The organism is Aeribacillus sp. FSL W8-0870, from assembly GCF_037963755.1.
GTDB lineage: Bacteria > Bacillota > Bacilli > Bacillales > Aeribacillaceae > Aeribacillus > Aeribacillus composti.
This window is the reverse complement of record NZ_CP150165.1, coordinates 1734929-1756198: the sequence shown is the minus strand read 5'-3', so window position 1 is coordinate 1756198 and position 21270 is coordinate 1734929. Positions and strand designations below refer to the sequence as shown.

The following is a 21270-nucleotide window of genomic DNA, read 5'->3' as shown; positions in this document are numbered from 1 at the left end:
TGCAAACGAACGACTCCCCGTTTTCAGGATTGTCCTTTCACATAAAAACCCCAGTCCGAGGCAGACTTTCAGAACATCGTATTAAATGCATCGTTTTTTACTGTCTGCCTGTTGGGGATAATAGTATCGTACATTTTCATTATAAGTTCAATGTATTTATAACTTCCTCTACATCTGTTGTCGGCTGTTGGCAGGCAAAGTTTTCACATATATAAATAGTTGTTTCATTATTGATCATGCGATAATTTTTCGCAAATTCCGCAATTTGTGCAAATTGATTTGGATCTTCAGCAACTAACACTGAAAGTTCCATTGTATACGCCTGTTGAATACGATTCAATAATCTTTTCCTTTTGCTGCAATCTTTCGGACCAATAATGACAACCTCTTTTTGCGGCAGCTGTTCCATCAAAAGGCTTTGCAAGAAAAACGTATGACCGCTTGGGTATTGCTCCACTTCTTCTTTAAAAATAGAATACATTTGCTGAACGCTTTCGTGTAAATCCAAATTGCCGGTCAGCCTGCTCAATTTCAAAAGCGCGAAGGCCGCAACGCTGTTTCCTGAAGGGAGCGCACCATCATAATTTTCCTTCTCCTTGACAAGCATTGCTTCACTGTCATGACCTGTGAAGAAAAATCCGCCATTTTCTTGATCCCAAAAAAGATCAATCATTTTATCAGCAAGTTGTTTACCTTTATGCAAATAAGTTAAATTAAATGTCGCTTCATACATTTCGATATAGGCCCAAAGAAGGTATGCATAATCATCAATGAACGCCTGTTGTTTTACTTCGCCATCGCGATAGCGCACCATAACTCTTCCGTCTACAATTAAATGATTTTCAATAAAATTCAGCGCCTTTTTTGCCATTTCGATATATGCTTCCTGATCAAAAACAGCTCCTGCTTTTGCTAGTGCAGCAATCATGAGAGCATTCCACGCGGTCAGCACTTTATCATCAACATGTGGAAACGGTCTTTCAATTCGTTTTTCAAAAAGCTTTTGTCTCGCCTGCTCCAATTGCTCTTTCAGCTCTTCCAGCCCCATTTGATAGGTAATTGCCGCTTTTTCTTCATTCGTATGAATAAGATTCGGGATATTTTTTCCTTCAAAGTTCCCTTCTTCAGTTATATCGTAAATATGACAAAACTGTTCGCCTAATTCCTGCCCGAGAATCTCTACCACTTCCTGTTTTGTCCATACGTAAAATTTCCCTTCCTCCCCCTCAGAATCTGCATCAATGGCAGAATAAAAAGCCCCTGATTCATTCCGCATATCCCGTCGGACAAATTCAATGATTTGTTCTGCAATTGTTTTAAATTGAGGGTTTTGGGTCACTTGATAGGCCTCGGAGAATGTATAAAGCAAAAGGGCATTATCGTACAGCATTTTTTCAAAATGCGGAACAAGCCACATGGCATCTGTCGAATATCTGGCAAATCCGAAGCCGATATGATCCCAAATCCCTCCCTTTGCCATTTGCACAAGCGTTTTATTCACAAAATAAAGAGCATTTTCATGTTTAGTCCATTCGTGATATTTCATTAAAAACATGAGCATGTGAGGAATGGGGAACTTTGGTGCCTGACCAAACCCTCCATAAATTGTGTCAAAATTGCTTGAAAGCTGATGAAACGTTTCATGAAGAACGCTTTGCTTCAACTCACCTTTCTTATTTCGACTGGCATTTTTATTTAAAACTTCCGTTATGCGTGCTGCTGTCTTTTCAATTTTTTCATGCTCTTTTTGATAAATTTCCGAAAGCTGCTGCAACACATCGATAAATCCCGGACGGCCAAAACGGCTTTGCTTAGGAAAATAAGTGCCTGCATAAAAAGGTTTTTGATCCGGTGTGATAAATACATTGAGCGGCCATCCGCCTTGCCCCGTGAGAATCTGGCATACCCTCATATATATGGAATCAATATCTGGTCGCTCCTCACGATCTACTTTTATAGCGACAAACCGTTCATTTAATATCTTTGCAACTTCTTCATCTTCAAAGCTTTCATGAGCCATGACATGGCACCAGTGACAAGTTGAATAGCCGATGCTGACAAGCAAAGGTTTGTTTTCTTTTTTTGCTTTTTCAAAAGCTTCTGATCCCCATGGATACCAGTCAACAGGATTATAAGCATGCTGAAGCAAGTACGGAGACTTTTCAGTGATTAATCGGTTAGGTTTACTGTTCGTTGACATACGACACCTTCTTTTCTCATGAATTTTTATTTTCATAATAGCCTTGCCCTAAATTCAAGTAAAAAAATTCGCTTAAAGGATCATGTCATTTTTGAAATGGAAGTCTGCGATCTGCTTAATAAAATAGGATACAGTTATTAACTATTCGATCTTTTGTTGCATATAACCTGCTTTAATATATAGTTCCTTTTATTGGATTCGGTATTTCACGAACTTTCATCTCTTTTACGATTTCTTCATTCTGAAGTTCTCGGGAGGAAGGCGAACGTTTTAACCACTTATAGGTTACCGTCGAATGACGTTGAATATAAATCGAAAGCTTGGTCAGAACTTCAATCATAAACGAACGAATTTATAGATTGATGAAAGTTGCCGGTATACAATCTGTTATTCGAAAAAAGAAGAAATCTTATAAGAGTTCTACCCCTCAGCATGTTGCAGAAAATATATTGAATCGTGAATTCACAGCGGAAGAGCCAAATGAAAAATGGGTAGCTGATGTCACTGAATTAAAATATGGTTCATCAAAGAAAGCCTATTTAAGTGCTATTCTTGATCTATATGATGGATCAATTGTGAGCTATGTTTTAGGACATTTCAATCATCATCATCTTGTATTTAAAACGTTGGATCAAGCCACCGCACTTTTAAAAGGAGAGCATCCACTTATTCATAGTGACCGTGGGTTCCAATATACCTCTCATGGTTTTAAACATAGGATAGACCAAGCAGGGATGACACAAAGTATGTCAAGAGTAGGCAGATGTATTGATAATGGGCCAATGGAATCTTTTTGGGGAACGCTTTAAATGCGAGAAGTATTATTTACATAAGTATCAGACATTTGAAGAATTAGCTTCTTGCGATTGATGTGTACATCCGCTTTTATCATGATGAAAGGTATCAAAAAAAATTAAACGGCCTTAGCCCCATGGAATATAGAGCTAAAGCCGCTTAGGTATATTTTTATTATTTCTACTGTCTACTTGACAGGGGGGCGGTTCATTATTAGACAGCCCCTTCATATTTTTTTAAACTATAAACACTTGAAAATTAATATACCATTATTAGGAATTAATTACAAAAAGATATAACTAATGCTTTTTTTTTACTTTTTCAGTACCGGAATCCAAATTTCACATTTTACAGTCGGGGAAGTTAAATCTTTGCTTCCGATCGATAAGATTTCTGGACCTTCTATTTGTTCATAGTTTGAGGTTGGAAACCATTCAGAATAAATGCGTCCCCATACATCCTGCAGTGTATCAGGAAATGGTCCGATTGCTTCGAATACTGCCCATGTTGAGACAGGAACTACAAGTTGTGTAAATTCAGCTGGACATTCCTTAGTTGTTGCTACGCCAATATAGTGATCAAGCTCCCCTTTTTCCTCCATTCTGCCTTCAGAAAAGTTCGTGGATGCTTGAATCAGGCCTAAAGGCTCGACATTCGAAAGTTTTTTAAGTTTATTGATCTTTTCATCATCTAAGCTTTTCCACATCGAGGCAATTTCCGGATTAATTCCTTTGAAAATGATCGGAACTCTTTTTTTAATACCAACAATGCGAAATGCCTCTTTTTCTACAATTCGATAGTTCATTTCATTTCCTCCCTTAATTGTTAACTGGAAGGTCATTCGTGGATAAGCTTTCAATAAATGACCACGATTTCTGGCTTCTGACGGTGTTATACCATGCAAGTTTTGAAAAGCTCTTGCAAAAGAATCTGGTGAGTTGTACCCGTATTTTATCGCAATGTCTATGACCTTTACGCTGTTATCTTTAAGTTCAAATGCTGCAAGAGTCAGGCGTCTGCGGCGGATGTATTCTGATAGTGTAATACCTGCAAGAAAAGAAAACATCCTTTTAAAATGATATTCGGAACAGCAAGCGATTTTTGCCACCTCTTTAAAGTCAATATCATGTGTAAGGTTTTCTTCAATATACTGTATGGCTCTGTTCATGTTCTTAAGCAAATCCATTATATGACCTCCCTTGATTACAAGAATAGCAGGAGCTGAATGGATTTACCCGATATTTTGTGCACAATTATGCAGGGTGGGGATATGATCATGTGCATTTTTGCGCAACCTGCTCAGTTTATGAATAAAAACGGTTTTATGATGGAACAAGTGAAATAGATCAGGTAAATAATGAAAGCAATATGTTTGTTTAGTATTTGGTGAAATGATCATTATCATAAATAAGCAAAGAAACGGCTCAATTTTCATAAACGGTTTTCGAACAAGTCCCTAAAATAAATCAAGTAGAGAAAAACGAGCTGTTTTTCTCTACTGATTTTGTATGACTTCGATTTTGATCTGCAAGCAGTTGACGCCTTCTTCTTTCAGAATGCTGCGGGCTAATGCCACTTTTTCTCCGCTTAGTGTCTTTGAATAATAAACTCCTTTTCAAGCAAAGTCCAATTTTGAGGGAAAGGCTCGCCAAGCACCCAATACGCCACTCCATTCAGTCCGTATTCTTTTACGAGATTAAACTTTGCCTGCATGCTTTGTTCATTTTCAAACCAGACCTCATGTGTTTTGTTTTGATCATCGGTGTAGCGAAACCAAGGTGCCTGCGCCTCGTTGTCATACTGAATTTCAACTCCTTCTTTCGCCGCTAGGTCTGCTGCTTCCGCCGGAGCGATTCGTTTGGCAAATTTACCGCCTTTTTTGTATGGTAAAGTCCAATCGTACCCATACAAAGGGGCGCCCATCACAATTTTGTTTCGCGGAATGACGGAAACGGCATAATCCAGTACTTTGCGAACTTGCGGAATCGGTGACACCGCCATTGGCGGACCGCCGGACCATCCCCATTCATACGTCATCAAAATAACAAAATCTGCTAACTCTCCATGTCTCTTATAATCATGGGCTCCGTGCCATGGTCCTCTTTGTTCATCACTCGTTTTTGGGGCCAATGCAGTTGAAACCGTAAAGCCGGCTTTGCGAACCTGCGGCAAAATCGTTTCGAGAAAGCCGTTATACAGCTCACGATCCTTTTCCCGGATATGTTCAAAGTCGATATTTAAAGCTTTATATCCTTTTGCTTTCATCGTCTGAATAACGCCATTGATCAAACTTTTAGAGGCTGTTTTATCTGTAAAGATACGATGAGCAATATCCGGTGAAAAATTTCCTTCTGTAAAATTGGTGATGACCATCATCGGAATCGCACCGGATTTTTTAACAGCTGCGAGTGCTTCACTGTCTTCAATTGGAACAAGACTTCCATCGGCGTTCACTCGGTAGCTGAAAAAAGCTACATATGATAAATGCTGGCTGACACCTTTTAAGTCAGAAACGGATTGCTGCGGAGTGATCGGCTCAAGAAATCCAATTGAGTTAATAGGTCTTTTGTCGCGGGTCGTCTGATCAGGGTTTACCTTTTGTATTCGTTTTGCTGGAGATTGGCTATGCTGTATCCTAATGAGCGAGCTATCTCCTTCATTCTGAGTTGTCGTTCCTTGCTGTTGATCATAAGAAGTGCCCTGCTTTTTATCATTTCCATTTCCGCATCCAGAAAGAGCGAGCGAAAGGCAGAGCAAAATGACAAATTTTCTCATCACAACATCTCCTCTTGTTTTTTCTTATACTTCCTAAACAAGAGGATGAATATTCCCGAGTTTTTCACTTCTGTCCATAGATTCAGCAAATATGCGCTGGAAAAAGTATTTAAAAAAAGACTGTCGCAAAATTACAAAGGAATTTTTCATCTGCTGTTGACCTTTTTTACAGTTCCATTTTGCTGCGTGTTTTTCCGTACATTTTTTTCATCAGCTGCTTCAAATTTTTTTTTACATCCTGAGCTCCAGAAGTTGCAATTTTTTTGCAGTCCTTTTACATACCGTTTGGAGTTACTTCAAAATTTTTAGAACGAATGTTGTTGATGCCTATCCATACATTTTTTCAAAAAAGACTGGTCAAATTTAACAAAATGTTATATAGTGTATATATAGATATACACAGTAAAACAGTTCGCTTGGAGGAGATCAATATGAACGATTGGAAGGAAGCGTTTTGGCTTGCAAAGTTTGAATTAAAAAAATTGAAATTGGGATTTGTATTGCTTGCCTTGATGGCCATCATGTTTTCGATGTTTTTCGCCACTGTCATTCCGAAAAATATGGAAAGAAGCACCGTTATGCTAGATTTTTTGTTCTTTATTGTATTTGGTTTTGGAACTGCATGGATCAAATCGAAAGAATTTAATCATCAAAAAATAGGCGGCGACTTTTGGGCATCTCCTTTTTTTATTACACTTAGGCAGTTGCCGATCCAAAAGGATGTGCTCATTAAGAGCAGATTTATTATTTTTTTCGCTTTTGCCGTTCCTTACTATTTAGGGGTATCGATTCTTACCTATGCGTTTTCTCCTGATCTTAGAGCAGCGTTGGACTTAAAGGAATATTTCGCATTTATCATGATTTGGATTGGTATCGGCATTCATTTAGGAGCTTCGTTTCCAGCTAGTGATGTCGGCTATCGGCTTTCGACGGTGAGGTTTGTCCTTTATATATTCGCTTTATTTTTTGGATTCATGTTTATCTTTACGATATTTAACGTTTTATATGGAAACGGCTTTGTGCCTTTGACGATGCTCATGGCGGAAAAATGGCCTCTAGTAAGTATTATTGCGTCAGTTCTTTTCGCTGCTATAGGCGTGCTCTACTCGCAAAAATATATGTCCAAAAAAATCGAAAAAATGGATTATTTATTTTAAGAAGGAGGAAGTTGAATGGAGCTTCCTATTCAGATTGCAAAAGATTCTCCGGAGCCTATTTATTATCAATTGGAAGAACAAATTAAAGCGCTGATTGCAAGCGGTCAGCTTCCTGCTGGTTCACCGCTGCCTTCGATCCGCACCCTTTCAAAAGACCTTGAAATTAGTGTGATTACGACTAGACGCGCCTACCAAAATCTTGAATATGAAGGGTTTATCCAGACAACACAAGGGAAAGGAACGTTTGTAGCTGACATAGACGATGCTAAGAAAGAAAAAGTAAAGACAGAAACGGTGTACAAAGCTATTCAAACCGCTGTACAAACGGCGCTCCGCCATGACTATACGTTTGCAGAGATTGAGCAAATCTTTCAACAAGTAATGGTTGAATTGCGGGAAAAGGAGGGTTCTTAATGCAGCCTTGGTTAGAAATCATGCAGTTAAGAAAAACGATCGATGATTTTCAATTAGGGCCAATTGATCTTTCGTTTGAGCCTGGAACGATTCATGCACTCATTGGGAAAAACGGAGCTGGTAAAAGTACATTAATGAAAATGCTGATGAATCTTGCGAAAAAAGATGAGGGGCAGATCCGCTTATTTGGTCAATCAATACAAAATCGTGATGAAAGCTGGAAGCAGCACATCTCGTACCTGCCGCAGACATTGATTGGATGCAATTCCTTTAACGGATTGGAATTGATGAAGCTCACTTCCCATTGGTATTCAACATGGGATCAGAAATATTTCGACCAGCTTGTACAAATGTTCGATATCCCTTTAAGAAAGCTATATCGAAATTTATCACAAGGTGTTCAAAAGAAATTAAGCATCGCCTTAACTTTAGCCTGCGATACCGACATTTTGATTCTTGATGAACCAACCGCTCATATGGATATCCCTTCAAAACAAATGCTGATGGATATTCTCGTAGAATGGATGGAAAGAAGCGAAAAGCTGATGATCATTGCCAGCCATCAAACAGATGATATTCGAAAGCTTGCTGATTATCTAATTGTACTGAAAAACGGACAATTGCTTGGAAAATTTGAAAAAGAAGAATTAGCCAGCAGATATAAACGTTACTTTTTGCAGCGGCCTCTGCCAAATAAACCGATACCGGGTGAAGTTGGAAGAAAAGGAAAGCAAATTGTCATCACTCAACAACAAGAAAATACAGAACAGTATTTAATAGAGCATCAATACGATTGGATCAAAGCAGAATCGTTAGAGTTGGAAGAAATTATCACGATTATGCTCAATCAACCAATTTAACAGAAAGGAACATAAATATGAACGAAACGGTTTTAACAGTTGAAAAATTAGGAAAATCATTCAAACATCAGCCGATTATCCAAAATATATCGTTTGAAGTGAAAAAAGGGGAAATTATGGCGGTATTAGGACCGAACGGGGCTGGAAAATCAACGATCATTCGCAACATTATGGGGATTATGTATCCAGATGAAGGAAGCATTACATTCCACAATAGCCAAAAAAATATGATCCCGCGCCATAAAATTGGCTATTTGCCGGAAGAACGCGGTTTATATAAAAATGTCAAAGTAATGGATATTCTCCTTTATTTAGCAGATTTAAAAAGCTACCCATTAAAAAAAGCAAAAGAGCGGGCTAAAGTCTATTTAAAAAAATTTGGCTTAGAAGGAAAAGAACAGTCATCAATTGATGAACTATCAAAAGGAATGGGACAAAAAGTACAGTTTATCGCTTCGATCCTGCATGAGCCTGAACTGCTCATCTTAGACGAACCGTTTTCCGGATTAGACCCTGTGAGCCAGGAGTTATTTAAAAAAGAAATAAGAAGCTTAGCTAATAACGGCACAGCGATTCTTCTATCTTCCCATCAAATGAATATAGTAGAAGAGATGTGTGACAGATTATTTATGATCCATCGCGGCCGCAAGGTGGTTTATGGATCGATAGAGGAAGTAAAGAAAACATATGCGAATTTCAAATGTGTCATCCGCGGAAAAAATGACCGCGCCGTACTAGAACAAATTTCTGGTGTTCAACGAATAGAACAAAATGAAGATGTATCAACTCTTTATTTAACAAAAGACATTCAACCTGCCAAATGGTTAAAAAACCTTCCGGAATATATGATAATTCAAGAATTATCGCTTGACCGCATTTCCCTGCATGAAATCTTTATTGATGTTGCCACAGATCAAAATTTATTACAGGAAGCTGGTGAAAATTATGAGTAATACTATAAAAATAGCAAAATGGGAAATAAAGCGGAATTTAAAAAACAAATCATTTATCATCAGCTTGTTTATAACGCCTATTCTCTTTTTAGCTTTTTTCCTGCTCGGAAATCTTGCCAATTCAGATGAGGATCAAAGTGTAACAACTGTTTATGTCAATGATAAGCTGAATATTTTGCCAGCCTTGCAGGAAGCAGTACAGCTTCACAACCTTCCATTCAAGCTTCAGAAAACTGGCATCGCGGAAGATAAGATAGAAGATTTGCTAAAAAATAGAGAGAATACAGCCTATTTGTTTATCGGTGAACAGTCATTAACGGATGGCGTTGTCCCTGTTTACACAAGCGATGTGATTAGCCCGATGTTTGCCAATCAAATTCAGCTGCTGGCAGAGCCGTTAAAAGCTTTGCAGTTGGAGCAGCTTGGTTTATCGAAAAATCAATTAGCAGCCATTTCGAAAGGAATCGTCTTTGAACAATCGACCGTTAGTGAAATCTCAAAAACTGAAGGCGGAGGAAGAGAAACGGAAAAAATTTTAGAACGCATTGTACCAGGGGCCTTTGCCAGCATCATTTTACTATCCATTGTTTTTAGCGGCATGATGATTTTTCAAAGCGCCTCGCAGGAAAAGAAAGATAAAATTGCGGAAATCATTCTTTCATCGGTCACGCCAAAAGACCTCATGCAAGGTAAAATTATTGGTTATTTCCTATTAGGAATGTTACAAGTTGTTGTATTTTTCATTTTTATCATTCCAATCGTTTTATGGAAAATTGATGTTCCGATATTTCACTATTTGTTCGTTCCTCATCTTTTTCTTTTCATCGGGATTGCCCTTTTAGGCTACTTGCTGTTTTCGTCAATTTTTGTCGGCATCGGCGCCACAATGGCAGATATATATACCGCCGGCAACTTTCAAGGATTAGTTATCCTGCTGCCATTTTTGTCATTTGTTTTTGTCGGACCTGTGCTGACAGATCCAAGCGGGCTATGGGCGCAAATCGGCACCTATCTTCCATTCACATCACCCGCTGTTTTGATTCTTCGTTTGTCGATATTAGAGGAATGGCCATGGGCGGAAATCGTCATATCACTTGCAATCTTAATAATAAGTGTTTGGATATTTATGAAACTAGCTGGAAAAATATTTAAAGTCGGCATCTTAATGTACGGAAAAAATGCCACGCCAAAAGAAATATGGACTTGGATCAGACAATGATCAAAATCGAGTAGGAGGGGGAGATTAACCCCCGTCCTCTCACACCACCGTACGTACGGTTCCGTATACGGCGGTTCAATTAAGATAATTGACGCAAGTCTTTATAACTTCCGTGAATAGCTGTTCTCTTTATGCCAGTGGTCACTCCACCCTCCAAGAGATCTCCCACGGGATTCACCGCTTCCTCCCTCAAGTGAGGTACTACGTTTTCTGTGTTCATCATGACTCACTGAATGCCAAGGGCTATTCTCTCTTAATTGTTCGGTCCTTCTTAGTTGTTCTAGACCAACTAATACTATGACCTCTGCTGACTTCTGACGGTTCAGCTACTTATCACTAAGTAGGTTATGAAGAGTACTTCACATATCCGCCAGACCTCCCCGGGTAAGTACATGCACTTTCACACCATCTATCCGCCTCATTTACTCGATATGACCTTCGACAGAAAGAGCTTTGTTTTGTTATGCAAACTCACTCAATCATACCTAGCCTTATATGAGGTTCGTGTTCCTCGGACCGGTGTTTTGCCTCCAGCTTCCTTCAGATTCCGCGTCACCACGGACACCCTTGCTCTTGGCTAACCTCTACTTCTGTCTTCGGGGTTCGGGACTTACACCCTATAGTTCATGTACATGCCGGGCGCACATAAAAAAATCGGCTAAACGCCGATTTTTTTATGGTTTGGTGAAGATGAATAACATTTGCAAGCTGCGTAGTTATGATCAGTCTTTATTCCCAAAATACCGGTTCGCCTTCGATATGGCAAGGCTTGGGCTGATAGATGTCTTCTTTTGTTTTAAGATAGTGATGAATTCTTTCTACATTGGCTGTAAAAGCATTGCTTGCGATATCGCATCCTAAAAAGCGGCAGTTGTTTTTTATGGCTGCAATAGCTGACGATCCGCTCCCTAAAAACGGGTCGCAAACCGTAAATCCCTCTTCGGCACTTGCATAAATCATCGCTTGGAACAGCTCAACCGGTTTTTGAGTCGGATATTTCGAATGGTGAATTCGTTTAAACCGCCATACATCCGGAAAAGACCGGTTTCTAATTTTGCGGTTGTTTCCGTTCGTAGCAAAAATAATATATTCGTGCCTTCTTCTAAAATAATGCCCCATTCCCATATTGATTTTATCCCAAGTGATGATGTTTTTTACGTCAAAGTACTCTCTCATTAAATGCCCTAAGCTTAATAAAGAAAAAGAATCAAACATGATGTAAATGTGCCCTGTATCTTTTTTCAGCACCCTCTTGCACTCTTGTAAAAAGAGATGATAGTTTTCTTCACTGTCTTCAAATTCCGCAAACCATTTCCCATTTTCCGTTCCCTTTTGCTTATATTCACCGACGATTCTGCCCTTCCCGAGCTTCAGCTTGTTATTCATTCCAGAATAAGCAGGGTCTGTTACAATCAAGTCGATGCTTTCATCTTTTAAAGACTTTAAAAAGGATATGCAATCATTTAGTTCAATTTTTACTTCGAGATTGTTTCCATATTTAAACGTTCTCACAGATGCAGTTTCTGTGTCCATATCCAAACACCCTTTTAAAAATAAACGAGATAACTATTTTATCATACTATAGAAGAACGTACATTCTCAACCGATTTAGCTCGTATCTAGCATTTGGCGCAGCGACTTTCAGTGGATTGTTGTCTTGCCTATTTATTTTAATTTTCGTATTTGGGCGTTATCTCGTGCGGATTATCTGATTATCTTATGACCTTCTCCGCATAATCCTCTGGGGACGTTATTTCCTTCTTGATCTCTGTCCAGTTTGCTCGTCCAATCAAAGTTTTCCATACTACAGCCAAGGTATTTATCATGCACTCCAAAGCTCTCCGGTTTTTTTGTTATTTTGAAACATTTTCAGCACTCACTTTCAGATGTATGTTGCTCAATTGGCTACAGTCCTAAACCTAAGAATAACTTTCCCGGTGTTTCATTCTGTTTCATGAGGATTCAACCATTAAGCCCCTATTTATTCCATATTTAATGACTTCGTCAACGAAGAAAAAAAATAACGGAAATAGCTAAAGAAAAAACTGCAAAAACCATAATACAATAGCAGGCAATATTCCGAAGATTATATGTAAAGCAAATGCGAAAAACCTTTTGGTAATGAAAGCAATTGCTATCGATATGGGTAGTCCATAAAAGAACACCCCAAAGCTTACAGATGAGATATCATGAGAAGATTGTGAAAAGAAGATCCTGTTTGTTGGTCAGAAAGAGATGCTACTGGCGAAATAAAATCGCTATGATAAAAGTAGAAATAACAAACGTAATGATCGCTGTTAAAAATTTTCTTTTTATATATTACCTGAATCCGTGACAAAACATCTTTACAATGGTCGCAAACCGTTGATACGATAAGGGAAAACGACGTTGACGATTCTTCATCAAGTAGGTGATGTGATGAAAGATTTCCCGATTCGGTTTGTATTGACAGATGAAGCGATTACCCCAAGTGCTGGGCTTGCTCTCGTTGGCTACTTACTCCATCGAACGAAACTGGATAAACGGGTAAACGCACTTCGGCTTCCAACGGTTCGTCGAGAAGTGCACATTTCCCATAGCGATGTCATTCGCTCGATGATTGGCTTGCTTGCCACAGGAAAAACGGATTTCGATCATATCGAAGCGTATCGTCAGGACGATATCTTTTCGGCATCGATGGGGATTCAGCACGTGCCTTCCTCTCCAACCTTGCGACAACGACTCGATCAGCTCGCTTGTCTTCCGATGACCGAAACGATTCTTTGGGAGGAGTCCATACGTCTGTTGATTCAACGACATGCCACTTTGTCCCCTTGTTGGACCAAAGGAAAGACGACATGGCTTCCCCTTGATATAGATGGTTCCCCATTTGACAACTCCGATACGAAAAAAGAAGGAGTCAGTCGAACGTATAAAGGATTTGACGGTTTTACACCGTTGTTTGCGTATGCAGGGAAGGAAGGGTATCTCGTTCATGCCGAGTTGCGTCCAGGGAAACAACATGTGCAAGACAACATGCCCTCGTTTTTAGTCACCGCTATCCGTCGAGCTCGTCAACTGACTTCATCTCGTCTGCTTGTTCGCATGGATGCAGGAAACGATGCAGAAGCGAATGTGCACGTATGCCTAAAGGAAGACGTGGACTTTGTCATCAAGCGAAACTTACGCCGAGAATCGAAAGCGCTTTGGTTCCAGATCGCTTCGCAAAAGGGCAAACGTGTCGATGATGGACAAAGCGAAGGAGTACAAACCTATGAGCTATGCCTTCCACAGAAGGCAGCGATCGATGGAAACACGTATACGTACGTTCAAGTCACCCAAGTGACGGAACGGACGATGGAACGCAATGGACAGCTGATGCTCGTTCCTGATTATGAAGTGGAAAGCTATTGGGTGCGGCTCAAAGGATACGAGCATGTTCGAATGAGCGATGTGCTCGCGTTGTATCATGACCATGCGACATGCGAACAGTTTCATAGCGAACTGAAGAGCGACTTAGATTTAGAGCGGCTTCCATCTGGGAAGATGAAAACGAATGCGCTCGTGTTGGTCATGGGAGCCTTCGTTTACAATCTTCTTCGTCTGATTGGACAAGATCTATTAAGCGATCCGAGACATCCGTTGCACCACAAAGTGAAACGCCGCCGCATCAAGACGATTATTCAGACGGTGATCACGATGGCAGGGCGACTCGTCCGTCGATCACGACAGATCTGGATGAAACTGACGCGAAGGAGTGGCTATAGCGAGCCCCTACTGAACGTCTATCAGAAATGGAGAGAGGCAAGATAACGAACGAATGTTCGGGCACTGATGTCCAACGTCACTCCCTGTGCTTTTTTGTCTATTTTTTTGGTTCGTATACCTAAAAAAGAGATTTGTTCCATTTTCGGAAATAGAGATGACATAGGTCATAAGCATAAAAGGGGTTTTATGGATTATCAATCCATCAAAATTACAACAAAATCAAAGTCGATTTCAATTCATCACGGATTCAGGTATTAGTTATACCCCTTATTATTACTTGTAAATAATCAAATACAAATTTGATAAGTAAAAATACATAAAAAATGTTCTAATATGATTGCCTGTGTAGATGGTGAAGGAGATTAAAATGGTCATCATGGCATTTTTGGCTATTTGGTAGCAATTATATGGACCAGTATTGCGGAATATAAAATTTCATTTTGCTGTTTGTTTTTGACGAAAAGCAGCAGCTGGAAATCAACGTAAGTTGTTAAGGAGGTTTGATGAAAGATTTAGTCCGCGAAACCGCTTGTTGCAATCGTTGGTGTTTTCGCTTACCTATATATTTCTACTAAAACCTTTCTTTTGGCTGTAACTTCTCCTAATTTATTTCCAGGGTTGAATATACCGATGTGAGAACCTCTTCAAATGATAAAAGCCTGTAGAATTCCAATAATGAATTCTGCAGGCTTTGCCCTAGCTGGATACTTTCCGTAAACCCTTCTCCAATATATTTAAATATGAAACAACGGATAGCATAAATCCCCGCTTTTTATGAATTCGTCGTTACCAACCGATTGCCGCACCGTCTCCTCTTGGATCAACCCCGCCGTGTAAAAAGCTTTGTTCATCAATTAATATGGCGTTGGCATGACCCATTATTTTATCAATAGGTTCAACAACTTTCACAAGATGGCCAGCTTTGATCATCGATTCGATCACTTCTTTTGAGATGCGGCCTTCCATCTTCAATTCTTCCGTCTCTTCTCCCCACGTTCTTCCCCACACAAACCTTGGCTCATATATTGCTTCTGCAGGGCTCATTCGATAATCAATCATTCTTGTAATGATAGCTGTTTGTGTTTGCGGCTGTCCTTCTCCTCCTTGTGTTCCGTATAAAATATACGGCTTTCCATCTTTAAAAGCCATTGCAGGCATCAGCGTGTGGAACGTTCTTTTTCTCGGCGCCAAGCAATTGACATGCGAACGATCAAGAGAAAAGAACGATCCTCTGTTTTGCATTAAAATCCCTGTGTCACCAGCAACAACACATGAACCGAATTCAAAATAAAGACTTTGTATAAAGGAAACCGCATTCCCCTCTTCATCCACGACAGCCGCATGGGCAGTGTCGTTTCCGACAGGCTGAGTCTTCACTTCGCTTGCATTTGTCAGACTGATCGATTCGGCCAGCTTTTTCGCATATGTTTTGCTTAACAATTTATCAAGCGGAATCTGGTAGAATTCGGGATCTGTCAATACTTTGTTTCGGTCTTGAAAGCTTTTTTTCAATGATTCTGTCAAAAGGTGATAATACTGAAAAGAACCGTGCGGAATCGTTTTAAAATCAAAGTTTTCTAAAATATTTAGCGCCATTAGCCCGGCAAAGCCTTGTGAATTGGGCGGAACCTGATACATGGTATAACCGCGGTAAGTTCCGCTCAGCGGTTCGACCCAATCTCCGTGATGATCCGCAAAATCATCCTCTATTAAAATCCCGCCTTTTTCTCGAAGGCTTGATACAATGCGTTTTGTTAAACTGCCTTTGTAAAAATGATCTCTTCCTTTGTTCGCTAACTCTTTCAATGTATCCGCCAATTGCTTCTGAATAAATTTTTCATTTATGCTCGGAATTCGATGATGAGGCAGGAAAATCGATGATGTTTCCGGAAATTCTCGCAGAATTTGAACATTTTTTTGCGTGTTGACATATTGATCCTTTGAAAAAGGGAATCCATTTTCCGCATATTCGATAGCAGGCTCTAAAACCTCCGCCAATGAAAGTCTTCCGTATTCTTTTATGATGGCATCCCAACTGTCAACCATTCCCGGCACGGTGATAACACTTTGAATGCCTCGATACGGAATGGCGGGTAAACCTTCGTATTTTTCAGGCGTGGCGTTATAGCCTGACCGGCCGCTGCCGTTATACGCACGAACTGCTTGATCCTTTCTGCTGTAAAACAGCCAAAAAGAGTCTCCTCCGATCCCTGTCATGTGCGGATAAACGACCGCTAAGCAGGCGCTGACCGCTACCGCTGCATCGAAGGCGTTGCCCCCTTTTTGCAGTATGCGGCAACCGGCTGCCGATGCTAAATAATGCGGACTGACAACCATATTTTTCGTTCCGATCATTGATTGGCTCATTTTACTTGTTCCTCCCCCGGTTTGTAGTATTGAACGAAATGGGTCATGCGATTTGAACCTTCCGTAAATAGAAATAAAACAGCGCCGATGATTAGCAAAACACCTGACAAATAAAAGCCGATTTCAAGCTTGCCGGTGATATCGGCAAAATAGCCCGTAATATAAGGTGCAAAAATTGAAGAAAGCATTCCGCTGAAATTGAAAAAACCATACACTTTGGAGTACATGGATGACGGCGTAATTTCAGCCATATAAGATATTAATACGGGATCGAGCGCCAATTTTCCTAGCAGTCCGTAAAAAACTAATCCTGCTAGCAGCAAAGAATAATTTTGACAAATTGGCTAACGCTAAAAAATAATAAGCAGCTTTTTCATTTATTTGAAACATAACCGAAGAAAACAGCCTCTGCCGCAAAAAGATATTTTCCTGTGTCGATCCTTCTACCTTACAGAATATGAAGACAAAAAGATTGTTTCTTGTAATCAGACCTTTAACGATTTATCCATTTTAATTTTACGGAACATCTTTTTTTGTATATCTGGATCGAGCACAAGCGAAACAGCACAGTTTGAGCCCAAACAGCTTGCTTCTATAAAACAAAATGAAATGGAAAAAGTATTTCCACTATTGATGCCAACCGAAAAAAATTTCTTATTGCAAACCATATTATGTTCCCCTGAGTGGACATCGGCAAAACAAAGCAAAAAACGGATAACAATTCTTCCAAACTGATCAGTCATTATGTGATAAAAAACGGTAGATTTAAACCTCCTGTTAATCAATAGAAATGCCACCGACTTCAATTTCCTCCATCACATAAAATCATGATAGCCAGGATGTACGTTTTGACTCGATTTCATTATAAAAATCCATATAAAAAGGTGCTTTAATATTGTCACATTTTCTAACATTTTTTTCGTTTCGTAAACAAATAAATATTTTCATTTTTTTATAGAAATCATAAAACATATTTTGTATACTAAAGGAAATTATAATTAGAAAATTAACTACATAACGAAATAAAGGGTGGTATGAATGGCATTCGAATACAACATTCCGAATTTAGACATAGACCATATTGATAAACAAATTTTAGAGAAGCTGCATGAAAACAGCCGGATATCGTATACCGATCTCGGAAAAGAAATCGGTTTGTCTCGAGTTGCCGTTCAGGCGAGAATAAACAACTTAATTGAAAAAGGAATTATCGAGAAATTTACGACGGTTATCAATCCGACGAAAATCGGCATTCATGTTTCCGCCTTTTTCAACGTTGAAGTGGAACCGCAATATTTAGAGGAAGTGGCAGAACAATTGGCGGAGGAGCATGCCGTTACAAGCTTGTACCATATGACTGGACCAAGCAAGCTCCATATGCATGGAATCTTTAAAAATAATCAAGAAATGGAAAATTTTTTAACAAAAAAATTGTATCCGATGCGCGGTGTCGTCAGCGTTGACTGTCAAATTCTCATTAAACGATACAAGAGCCGCATGGGCATGAAATTATAAAGGATGAGGGGGAGAAATATGCAAACTTCTTATAAAAGTCTTATCATGGCTATGCTGAGAACCGGAATTTTTGGATTCGGAGGCGGTCCTTCCGTCATACCGCTGTTCCGTTATGAAGCAGTTTCCAGATACCGTTGGGTAAAAGATGAAGAATTTGCAGAAATATTGGCGATTGCCAATACCCTGCCCGGTCCGATCGCGACAAAAATGGCCGCTTACTTAGGATATAAACAAAAAGGGGCATTAGGCGCTTTTATTTGCGTAGCAGCTCATATTTTGCCTACATGTTTGGCCATGATTCTATTATTCAAAATGGTCACAGCTTTAAGCGATTCACCTGTTATCCACGGTATGATTTCTGCTGTTATGCCGGTGATCGCCGCCATGCTTGGGCAGTTGGCTTACGAATTTTCCGCAAAGGCCGTGAAAGGATTGGGAAAATGGCTTGGCGTCCTGCTGATGATTGTTTCGTTTTGCCTGCTGCAAGTGATTTCGATTCATCCAGCTATTGTAATTCTAATGTTTTTAACATATGGAGCTTTCCATTTAAAACGGAAGAGCAGAAGTAAGGAGATGTCTGCATGAAAATCTGGATCAGCTTATTCATCGGTTTCTTTTTAGCCAACATACTCGGTTATGGAGGAGGACCCGCTTCCATTCCGCTTATGTATGAGGAGATTGTCAATCATTACAAATGGCTGACAAATGCAGAATTTTCCAATATGCTCGCACTGGGAAATTCTTTGCCGGGCCCTATTGCGACAAAGATCGCCGCCTATGTCGGTTATGATGTGTACGGATGGTGGGGGGCTTTCATCGCCTTGTTTGCGACTGTATTTCCGTCAGCTTTCGCTTTGATTCTGTTGTTAAAACTGATTCAACGCCACCGGGAATCTTTAGTTGTGAAAGGAATGACCTTGCTTGTACAGCCTGTTATTGCTGTCATGATGCTGCTTTTAACTTGGGAAATGATAGAAGACTCTGTCCATTCGCTCGGAATTATCCAATCGCTCATCATTGCTGCTGTATCGTTCTTTGCCTTAGAAAAATGGAAGGTTCACCCTGCCATTCTCATTATGATTTCCTTTGTTTATGGAGGAGTTGTTCTGCCCAATTTTTAAAACCGGTCTGTTTGGAGCACCAGAGAAACTGTGATTCTCAGCTTTTCGCAATACCTGAGAAAATTTTTCTGTCAAGAAATGCGCCAACTATCTTGCTTTGTTTCAATTAGAGTCGTATAATCTCTTTTTAAAAATACGAATGATTTTCTCGTATAAGTTTGGAAATACGGTCCAAACGTTTCTACCAAACTACCGTAAATAGTTTGACTACGAGAGACGATACACAACTCTCCCTGTCAAACTCAACGCGCGAGTTTACTACAGAAGGGAAAAGTGAGAATGGACAAAAACATTTTAAAGAAAAGAATCCAAGTGGCTAGCAAACAAATTCCGGCAGACATTGTGATTAAAAACGGAAAAATTGCCGATGTTTTCAATTTAGAAATTTTGCATGGAGACATCGCCATTGCGGACGGAGTGATTGCTGGAATCGGAGAATATGATGGGGTAAACATCATTGATGCCGAGAATAAATTCATCGTTCCAGGTTTCATCGACTCTCATGTCCATATTGAATCTTCGATGGTGACACCGAAGGAGTTCTCCAAAGCAGTTCTGCCCCACGGTGTGACAACCGTTATTATAGATCCGCATGAAATTGCGAATGTCGCCGGGACGAAAGGTATATCTTTTATGCTGGAGGATTCAGAAGGCTTAGATTTAGATGTGTATTGCATGCTGCCTTCCTGCGTTCCGGCGACTTCGTTTGAAAATGCCGGCGCTGTGTTAAATGATGATGAACTTGCACCTTTTTACAAGCATCCTCGGGTGCTCGGGCTTGCGGAAGTGATGGATTTCCCAGGTGTTCAAAATTTAGATGACCGCATCATTGACAAGCTTTTAACGGCATCAGCATATAAGATCGACGGACACGGCGCAGGTCTTGGCATTGAAGGAGTCAATGTTTACAGAGCGGCCGGCATTCAAACAGATCATGAATGTGTGACAAAAGAGCAAGCAAAAGACCGCCTTGCTCGCGGAATGTACGTCATGATCCGTCAAGGATCTGCTGCAAAAAATTTGCCAGAACTAATCGGCGTGGTCAATGAAAAAAATAGCCACCGCTGTCTATTTTGTACGGATGACAAGCATTTAGACGACTTAATTGCCGAGGGAAGCATTGACTACAATATTCGTCTTGCCGTCGAGCATGGACTTGATCCTCTCATAGCGATTCAAATGGCGACGATTAATGCCGCCCAATGTTTCGGACTATCGCAAAAAGGAGCGATCGCACCTGGATATAGAGCAGATCTTGTCATAGTAGATAACTTCAAAGCTTTTACGATTGAAAAAGTTTTGAAAGCCGGAAAAGTGATAGCGGAAAACGGTCAATATATAGGATCTATAGATCAACCAAAACCTTCCGTTTTATCAAGAAATTCTGTCAATCTAAACATAAACGAGGTTACAAAAGAACGGTTGGCCATTCACGTAAAAAATAACCAAAAAGCGCATGTAATAGAAATTATTCCGAATCAAATTGAAACGGTTAAAAGAATGATGGAAGTTCCGAGCGACGGTGTTTGCTTCATCCCTTCCATTGAAAAAGATTTGGCAAAACTGGCTGTACTCGAACGCCATAAAAATACTGGAAACATTGGCCTTGCCATTGTAAAAGGATTAGGCTTAATCGGCGGTGCAGTCGCCACAACCGTCGCCCACGATTCCCATAATGTGATCGTTGCCGGCACAAACGATGAGGATATGATCTGCTCCATTCAAGAGATAAAGAGAATCGGCGGTGGGCTAGTAGTTGTGAATGATGGAAAAACGCTCGCCTCTTTGCCGCTTGTGATCGGCGGATTGATGTCAGATCAAGCATATCCAATCGTCGCCCATCAACTCGATGAATTGAACAGCAGCTTGCACAAAGTGAGCAAACATCGGCATTTCAATCTCTTCCTCACGCTCTCTTTTTTAAGTTTGCCTGTCATTCCAGAGCTCAAAATTACAGATTTAGGATTATTTGACGTCACAACGTTTCAGCACATAGAAGTTGCAGCCGAGCACGGCGTTTAAATATCGTGTAGAAAATGATTGTATGGGCAGCAAAACACATAAAAAAAGAAAACTCCGGCAAGGGAGATTGGCTCATCTGCCGGAGTTTCATTTGCCTTTTTTCGCTTAGAGTTTAAATTCTTTAA

The 21270-nt window shown here is 40.0% G+C and carries 15 protein-coding genes, 2 pseudogenes and 1 riboswitch; of the genes and pseudogenes, 11 read left to right on the top strand and 6 right to left on the bottom strand.

Annotation, left to right across the window (positions count from 1 at the left end):
- Positions 1-139 precede the first annotated feature (139 nt).
- Complete coding sequence (locus tag NSU02_RS08535; protein WP_339195341.1) at positions 140-2200, bottom strand: thioredoxin domain-containing protein; 2061 nt, start codon at positions 2198-2200, stop codon at positions 140-142.
- A 283-nt stretch (positions 2201-2483) separates the two neighbouring features.
- Between NSU02_RS08535 and NSU02_RS08530 the strand changes: the two are divergent.
- A pseudogene (locus NSU02_RS08530) lies at positions 2484-3158 on the top strand (IS3 family transposase); the annotation flags it as partial.
- A gap of 150 nt (positions 3159-3308) precedes the next feature.
- Here NSU02_RS08530 and NSU02_RS08525 read toward each other — a convergent pair.
- Together NSU02_RS08525 and NSU02_RS08520 are read right to left on the bottom strand one after the other, a co-directional pair.
- Positions 3309-4181, bottom strand: coding sequence for an AraC family transcriptional regulator (locus NSU02_RS08525; RefSeq protein ID WP_339195338.1), 873 nt, complete (start codon positions 4179-4181; stop codon positions 3309-3311).
- 401 nt (positions 4182-4582) lie between these two features.
- Positions 4583-5770, bottom strand: coding sequence for a glycosyl hydrolase family 18 protein (locus tag NSU02_RS08520; RefSeq protein ID WP_339195335.1), 1188 nt, complete (start codon positions 5768-5770; stop codon positions 4583-4585).
- 431 nt (positions 5771-6201) lie between these two features.
- Between NSU02_RS08520 and NSU02_RS08515 the strand changes: the two genes are divergently transcribed.
- Genes NSU02_RS08515 through NSU02_RS08495 form a run of 5 tightly spaced genes read left to right on the top strand, consistent with a single transcriptional unit; the run spans position 6202 to position 10373 of the window.
- Entirely contained in the window at positions 6202-6927 is a 726-nt protein-coding gene (locus NSU02_RS08515; protein ID WP_339195332.1) for a hypothetical protein, read from the top strand.
- Positions 6928-6942: 15 nt separating this feature from the next.
- A complete protein-coding gene (locus tag NSU02_RS08510; RefSeq protein WP_066248497.1) occupies positions 6943-7341 on the top strand; it encodes a GntR family transcriptional regulator in 399 nt (132 codons plus the stop codon).
- Positions 7341-8201: an ABC transporter ATP-binding protein gene (locus NSU02_RS08505; protein WP_066248495.1), complete on the top strand. Its 861-nt coding sequence runs from the start codon at positions 7341-7343 to the stop codon at positions 8199-8201. The genes NSU02_RS08510 and NSU02_RS08505 overlap by 1 nt, the downstream gene beginning before the upstream one ends.
- Positions 8202-8218: 17 nt before the next feature.
- Positions 8219-9154 (top strand): ATP-binding cassette domain-containing protein, encoded by a 936-nt coding sequence (locus NSU02_RS08500; protein WP_327873956.1) that lies wholly within the window; start codon positions 8219-8221, stop codon positions 9152-9154.
- The gene (locus tag NSU02_RS08495) at positions 9147-10373 is read left to right on the top strand and encodes an ABC transporter permease (protein WP_339195327.1); all 1227 of its coding nucleotides are present in this window, start codon (positions 9147-9149) and stop codon (positions 10371-10373) included. Before NSU02_RS08500 ends, NSU02_RS08495 begins: the two co-directional genes overlap by 8 nt.
- 729 nt (positions 10374-11102) lie before the next feature.
- Here NSU02_RS08495 and NSU02_RS08490 read toward each other — a convergent pair.
- Positions 11103-11906: a site-specific DNA-methyltransferase gene (locus NSU02_RS08490; RefSeq protein WP_144598367.1), complete on the bottom strand. Its 804-nt coding sequence runs from the start codon at positions 11904-11906 to the stop codon at positions 11103-11105.
- 885 nt (positions 11907-12791) lie between these two features.
- Here NSU02_RS08490 and NSU02_RS08485 point away from each other — a divergent pair.
- Complete coding sequence (locus NSU02_RS08485) at positions 12792-14165, top strand: IS1380-like element ISGsp2 family transposase (protein WP_044899598.1); 1374 nt, start codon at positions 12792-12794, stop codon at positions 14163-14165.
- 741 nt (positions 14166-14906) lie between these two features.
- On the opposite strand, the gene ggt is transcribed toward NSU02_RS08485, so the two are convergent.
- Both ggt and NSU02_RS08475 read right to left on the bottom strand, forming a co-directional pair.
- Positions 14907-16487 (bottom strand): gamma-glutamyltransferase, encoded by a 1581-nt coding sequence (gene ggt, locus NSU02_RS08480; RefSeq protein WP_339195323.1) that lies wholly within the window; start codon positions 16485-16487, stop codon positions 14907-14909.
- A pseudogene (locus NSU02_RS08475) lies at positions 16484-16822 on the bottom strand (MFS transporter); the annotation flags it as partial. The gene ggt and the pseudogene NSU02_RS08475, both read right to left, overlap by 4 nt.
- 703 nt (positions 16823-17525) lie before the next feature.
- On the opposite strand from NSU02_RS08475, the gene NSU02_RS08470 reads away from it, so the two are divergent.
- The 4 genes from NSU02_RS08470 (at position 17526) to ade (ending at position 21145) form a co-directional block, all read left to right on the top strand.
- Positions 17526-18002 carry an Lrp/AsnC family transcriptional regulator gene (locus tag NSU02_RS08470; RefSeq protein WP_063388247.1) on the top strand — a complete coding sequence of 159 codons (477 nt, stop codon included), beginning with the start codon at positions 17526-17528 and terminating at the stop codon, positions 18000-18002.
- 18 nt (positions 18003-18020) lie between these two features.
- The gene (locus tag NSU02_RS08465) at positions 18021-18587 is read left to right on the top strand and encodes a chromate transporter (protein WP_063388248.1); all 567 of its coding nucleotides are present in this window, start codon (positions 18021-18023) and stop codon (positions 18585-18587) included.
- Positions 18584-19123, top strand: a complete 540-nt coding sequence (locus NSU02_RS08460) for a chromate transporter (RefSeq protein WP_094245607.1) — start codon at positions 18584-18586, stop codon at positions 19121-19123. The genes NSU02_RS08465 and NSU02_RS08460 overlap by 4 nt, the downstream gene beginning before the upstream one ends.
- 128 nt (positions 19124-19251) lie before the next feature.
- Positions 19252-19353: riboswitch (purine riboswitch) on the top strand.
- A gap of 49 nt (positions 19354-19402) precedes the next feature.
- A complete protein-coding gene (gene ade, locus NSU02_RS08455; RefSeq protein ID WP_003352561.1) occupies positions 19403-21145 on the top strand; it encodes an adenine deaminase in 1743 nt (580 codons plus the stop codon).
- The last annotated feature ends 125 nt before the right edge of the window (positions 21146-21270 follow it).

Coding starts and splice junctions, on each gene's coding strand:
- NSU02_RS08485 (WP_044899598.1), top strand. CDS start 12,792: ATGAAAGATTTCCCGATTCGGTTTGTATTGACAGATGAAGCGATTACC.
- NSU02_RS08500 (WP_327873956.1), top strand. CDS start 8,219: ATGAACGAAACGGTTTTAACAGTTGAAAAATTAGGAAAATCATTCAAA.
- NSU02_RS08495 (WP_339195327.1), top strand. CDS start 9,147: ATGAGTAATACTATAAAAATAGCAAAATGGGAAATAAAGCGGAATTTA.
- ggt (WP_339195323.1), bottom strand. CDS start 16,487: ATGAGCCAATCAATGATCGGAACGAAAAATATGGTTGTCAGTCCGCAT.
- NSU02_RS08510 (WP_066248497.1), top strand. CDS start 6,943: ATGGAGCTTCCTATTCAGATTGCAAAAGATTCTCCGGAGCCTATTTAT.
- NSU02_RS08515 (WP_339195332.1), top strand. CDS start 6,202: ATGAACGATTGGAAGGAAGCGTTTTGGCTTGCAAAGTTTGAATTAAAA.
- NSU02_RS08490 (WP_144598367.1), bottom strand. CDS start 11,906: ATGGACACAGAAACTGCATCTGTGAGAACGTTTAAATATGGAAACAAT.
- ade (WP_003352561.1), top strand. CDS start 19,403: ATGGACAAAAACATTTTAAAGAAAAGAATCCAAGTGGCTAGCAAACAA.
- NSU02_RS08535 (WP_339195341.1), bottom strand. CDS start 2,200: ATGTCAACGAACAGTAAACCTAACCGATTAATCACTGAAAAGTCTCCG.
- NSU02_RS08470 (WP_063388247.1), top strand. CDS start 17,526: ATGGCATTCGAATACAACATTCCGAATTTAGACATAGACCATATTGAT.
- NSU02_RS08465 (WP_063388248.1), top strand. CDS start 18,021: ATGCAAACTTCTTATAAAAGTCTTATCATGGCTATGCTGAGAACCGGA.
- NSU02_RS08520 (WP_339195335.1), bottom strand. CDS start 5,770: ATGAGAAAATTTGTCATTTTGCTCTGCCTTTCGCTCGCTCTTTCTGGA.
- NSU02_RS08460 (WP_094245607.1), top strand. CDS start 18,584: ATGAAAATCTGGATCAGCTTATTCATCGGTTTCTTTTTAGCCAACATA.
- NSU02_RS08505 (WP_066248495.1), top strand. CDS start 7,341: ATGCAGCCTTGGTTAGAAATCATGCAGTTAAGAAAAACGATCGATGAT.
- NSU02_RS08525 (WP_339195338.1), bottom strand. CDS start 4,181: ATGGATTTGCTTAAGAACATGAACAGAGCCATACAGTATATTGAAGAA.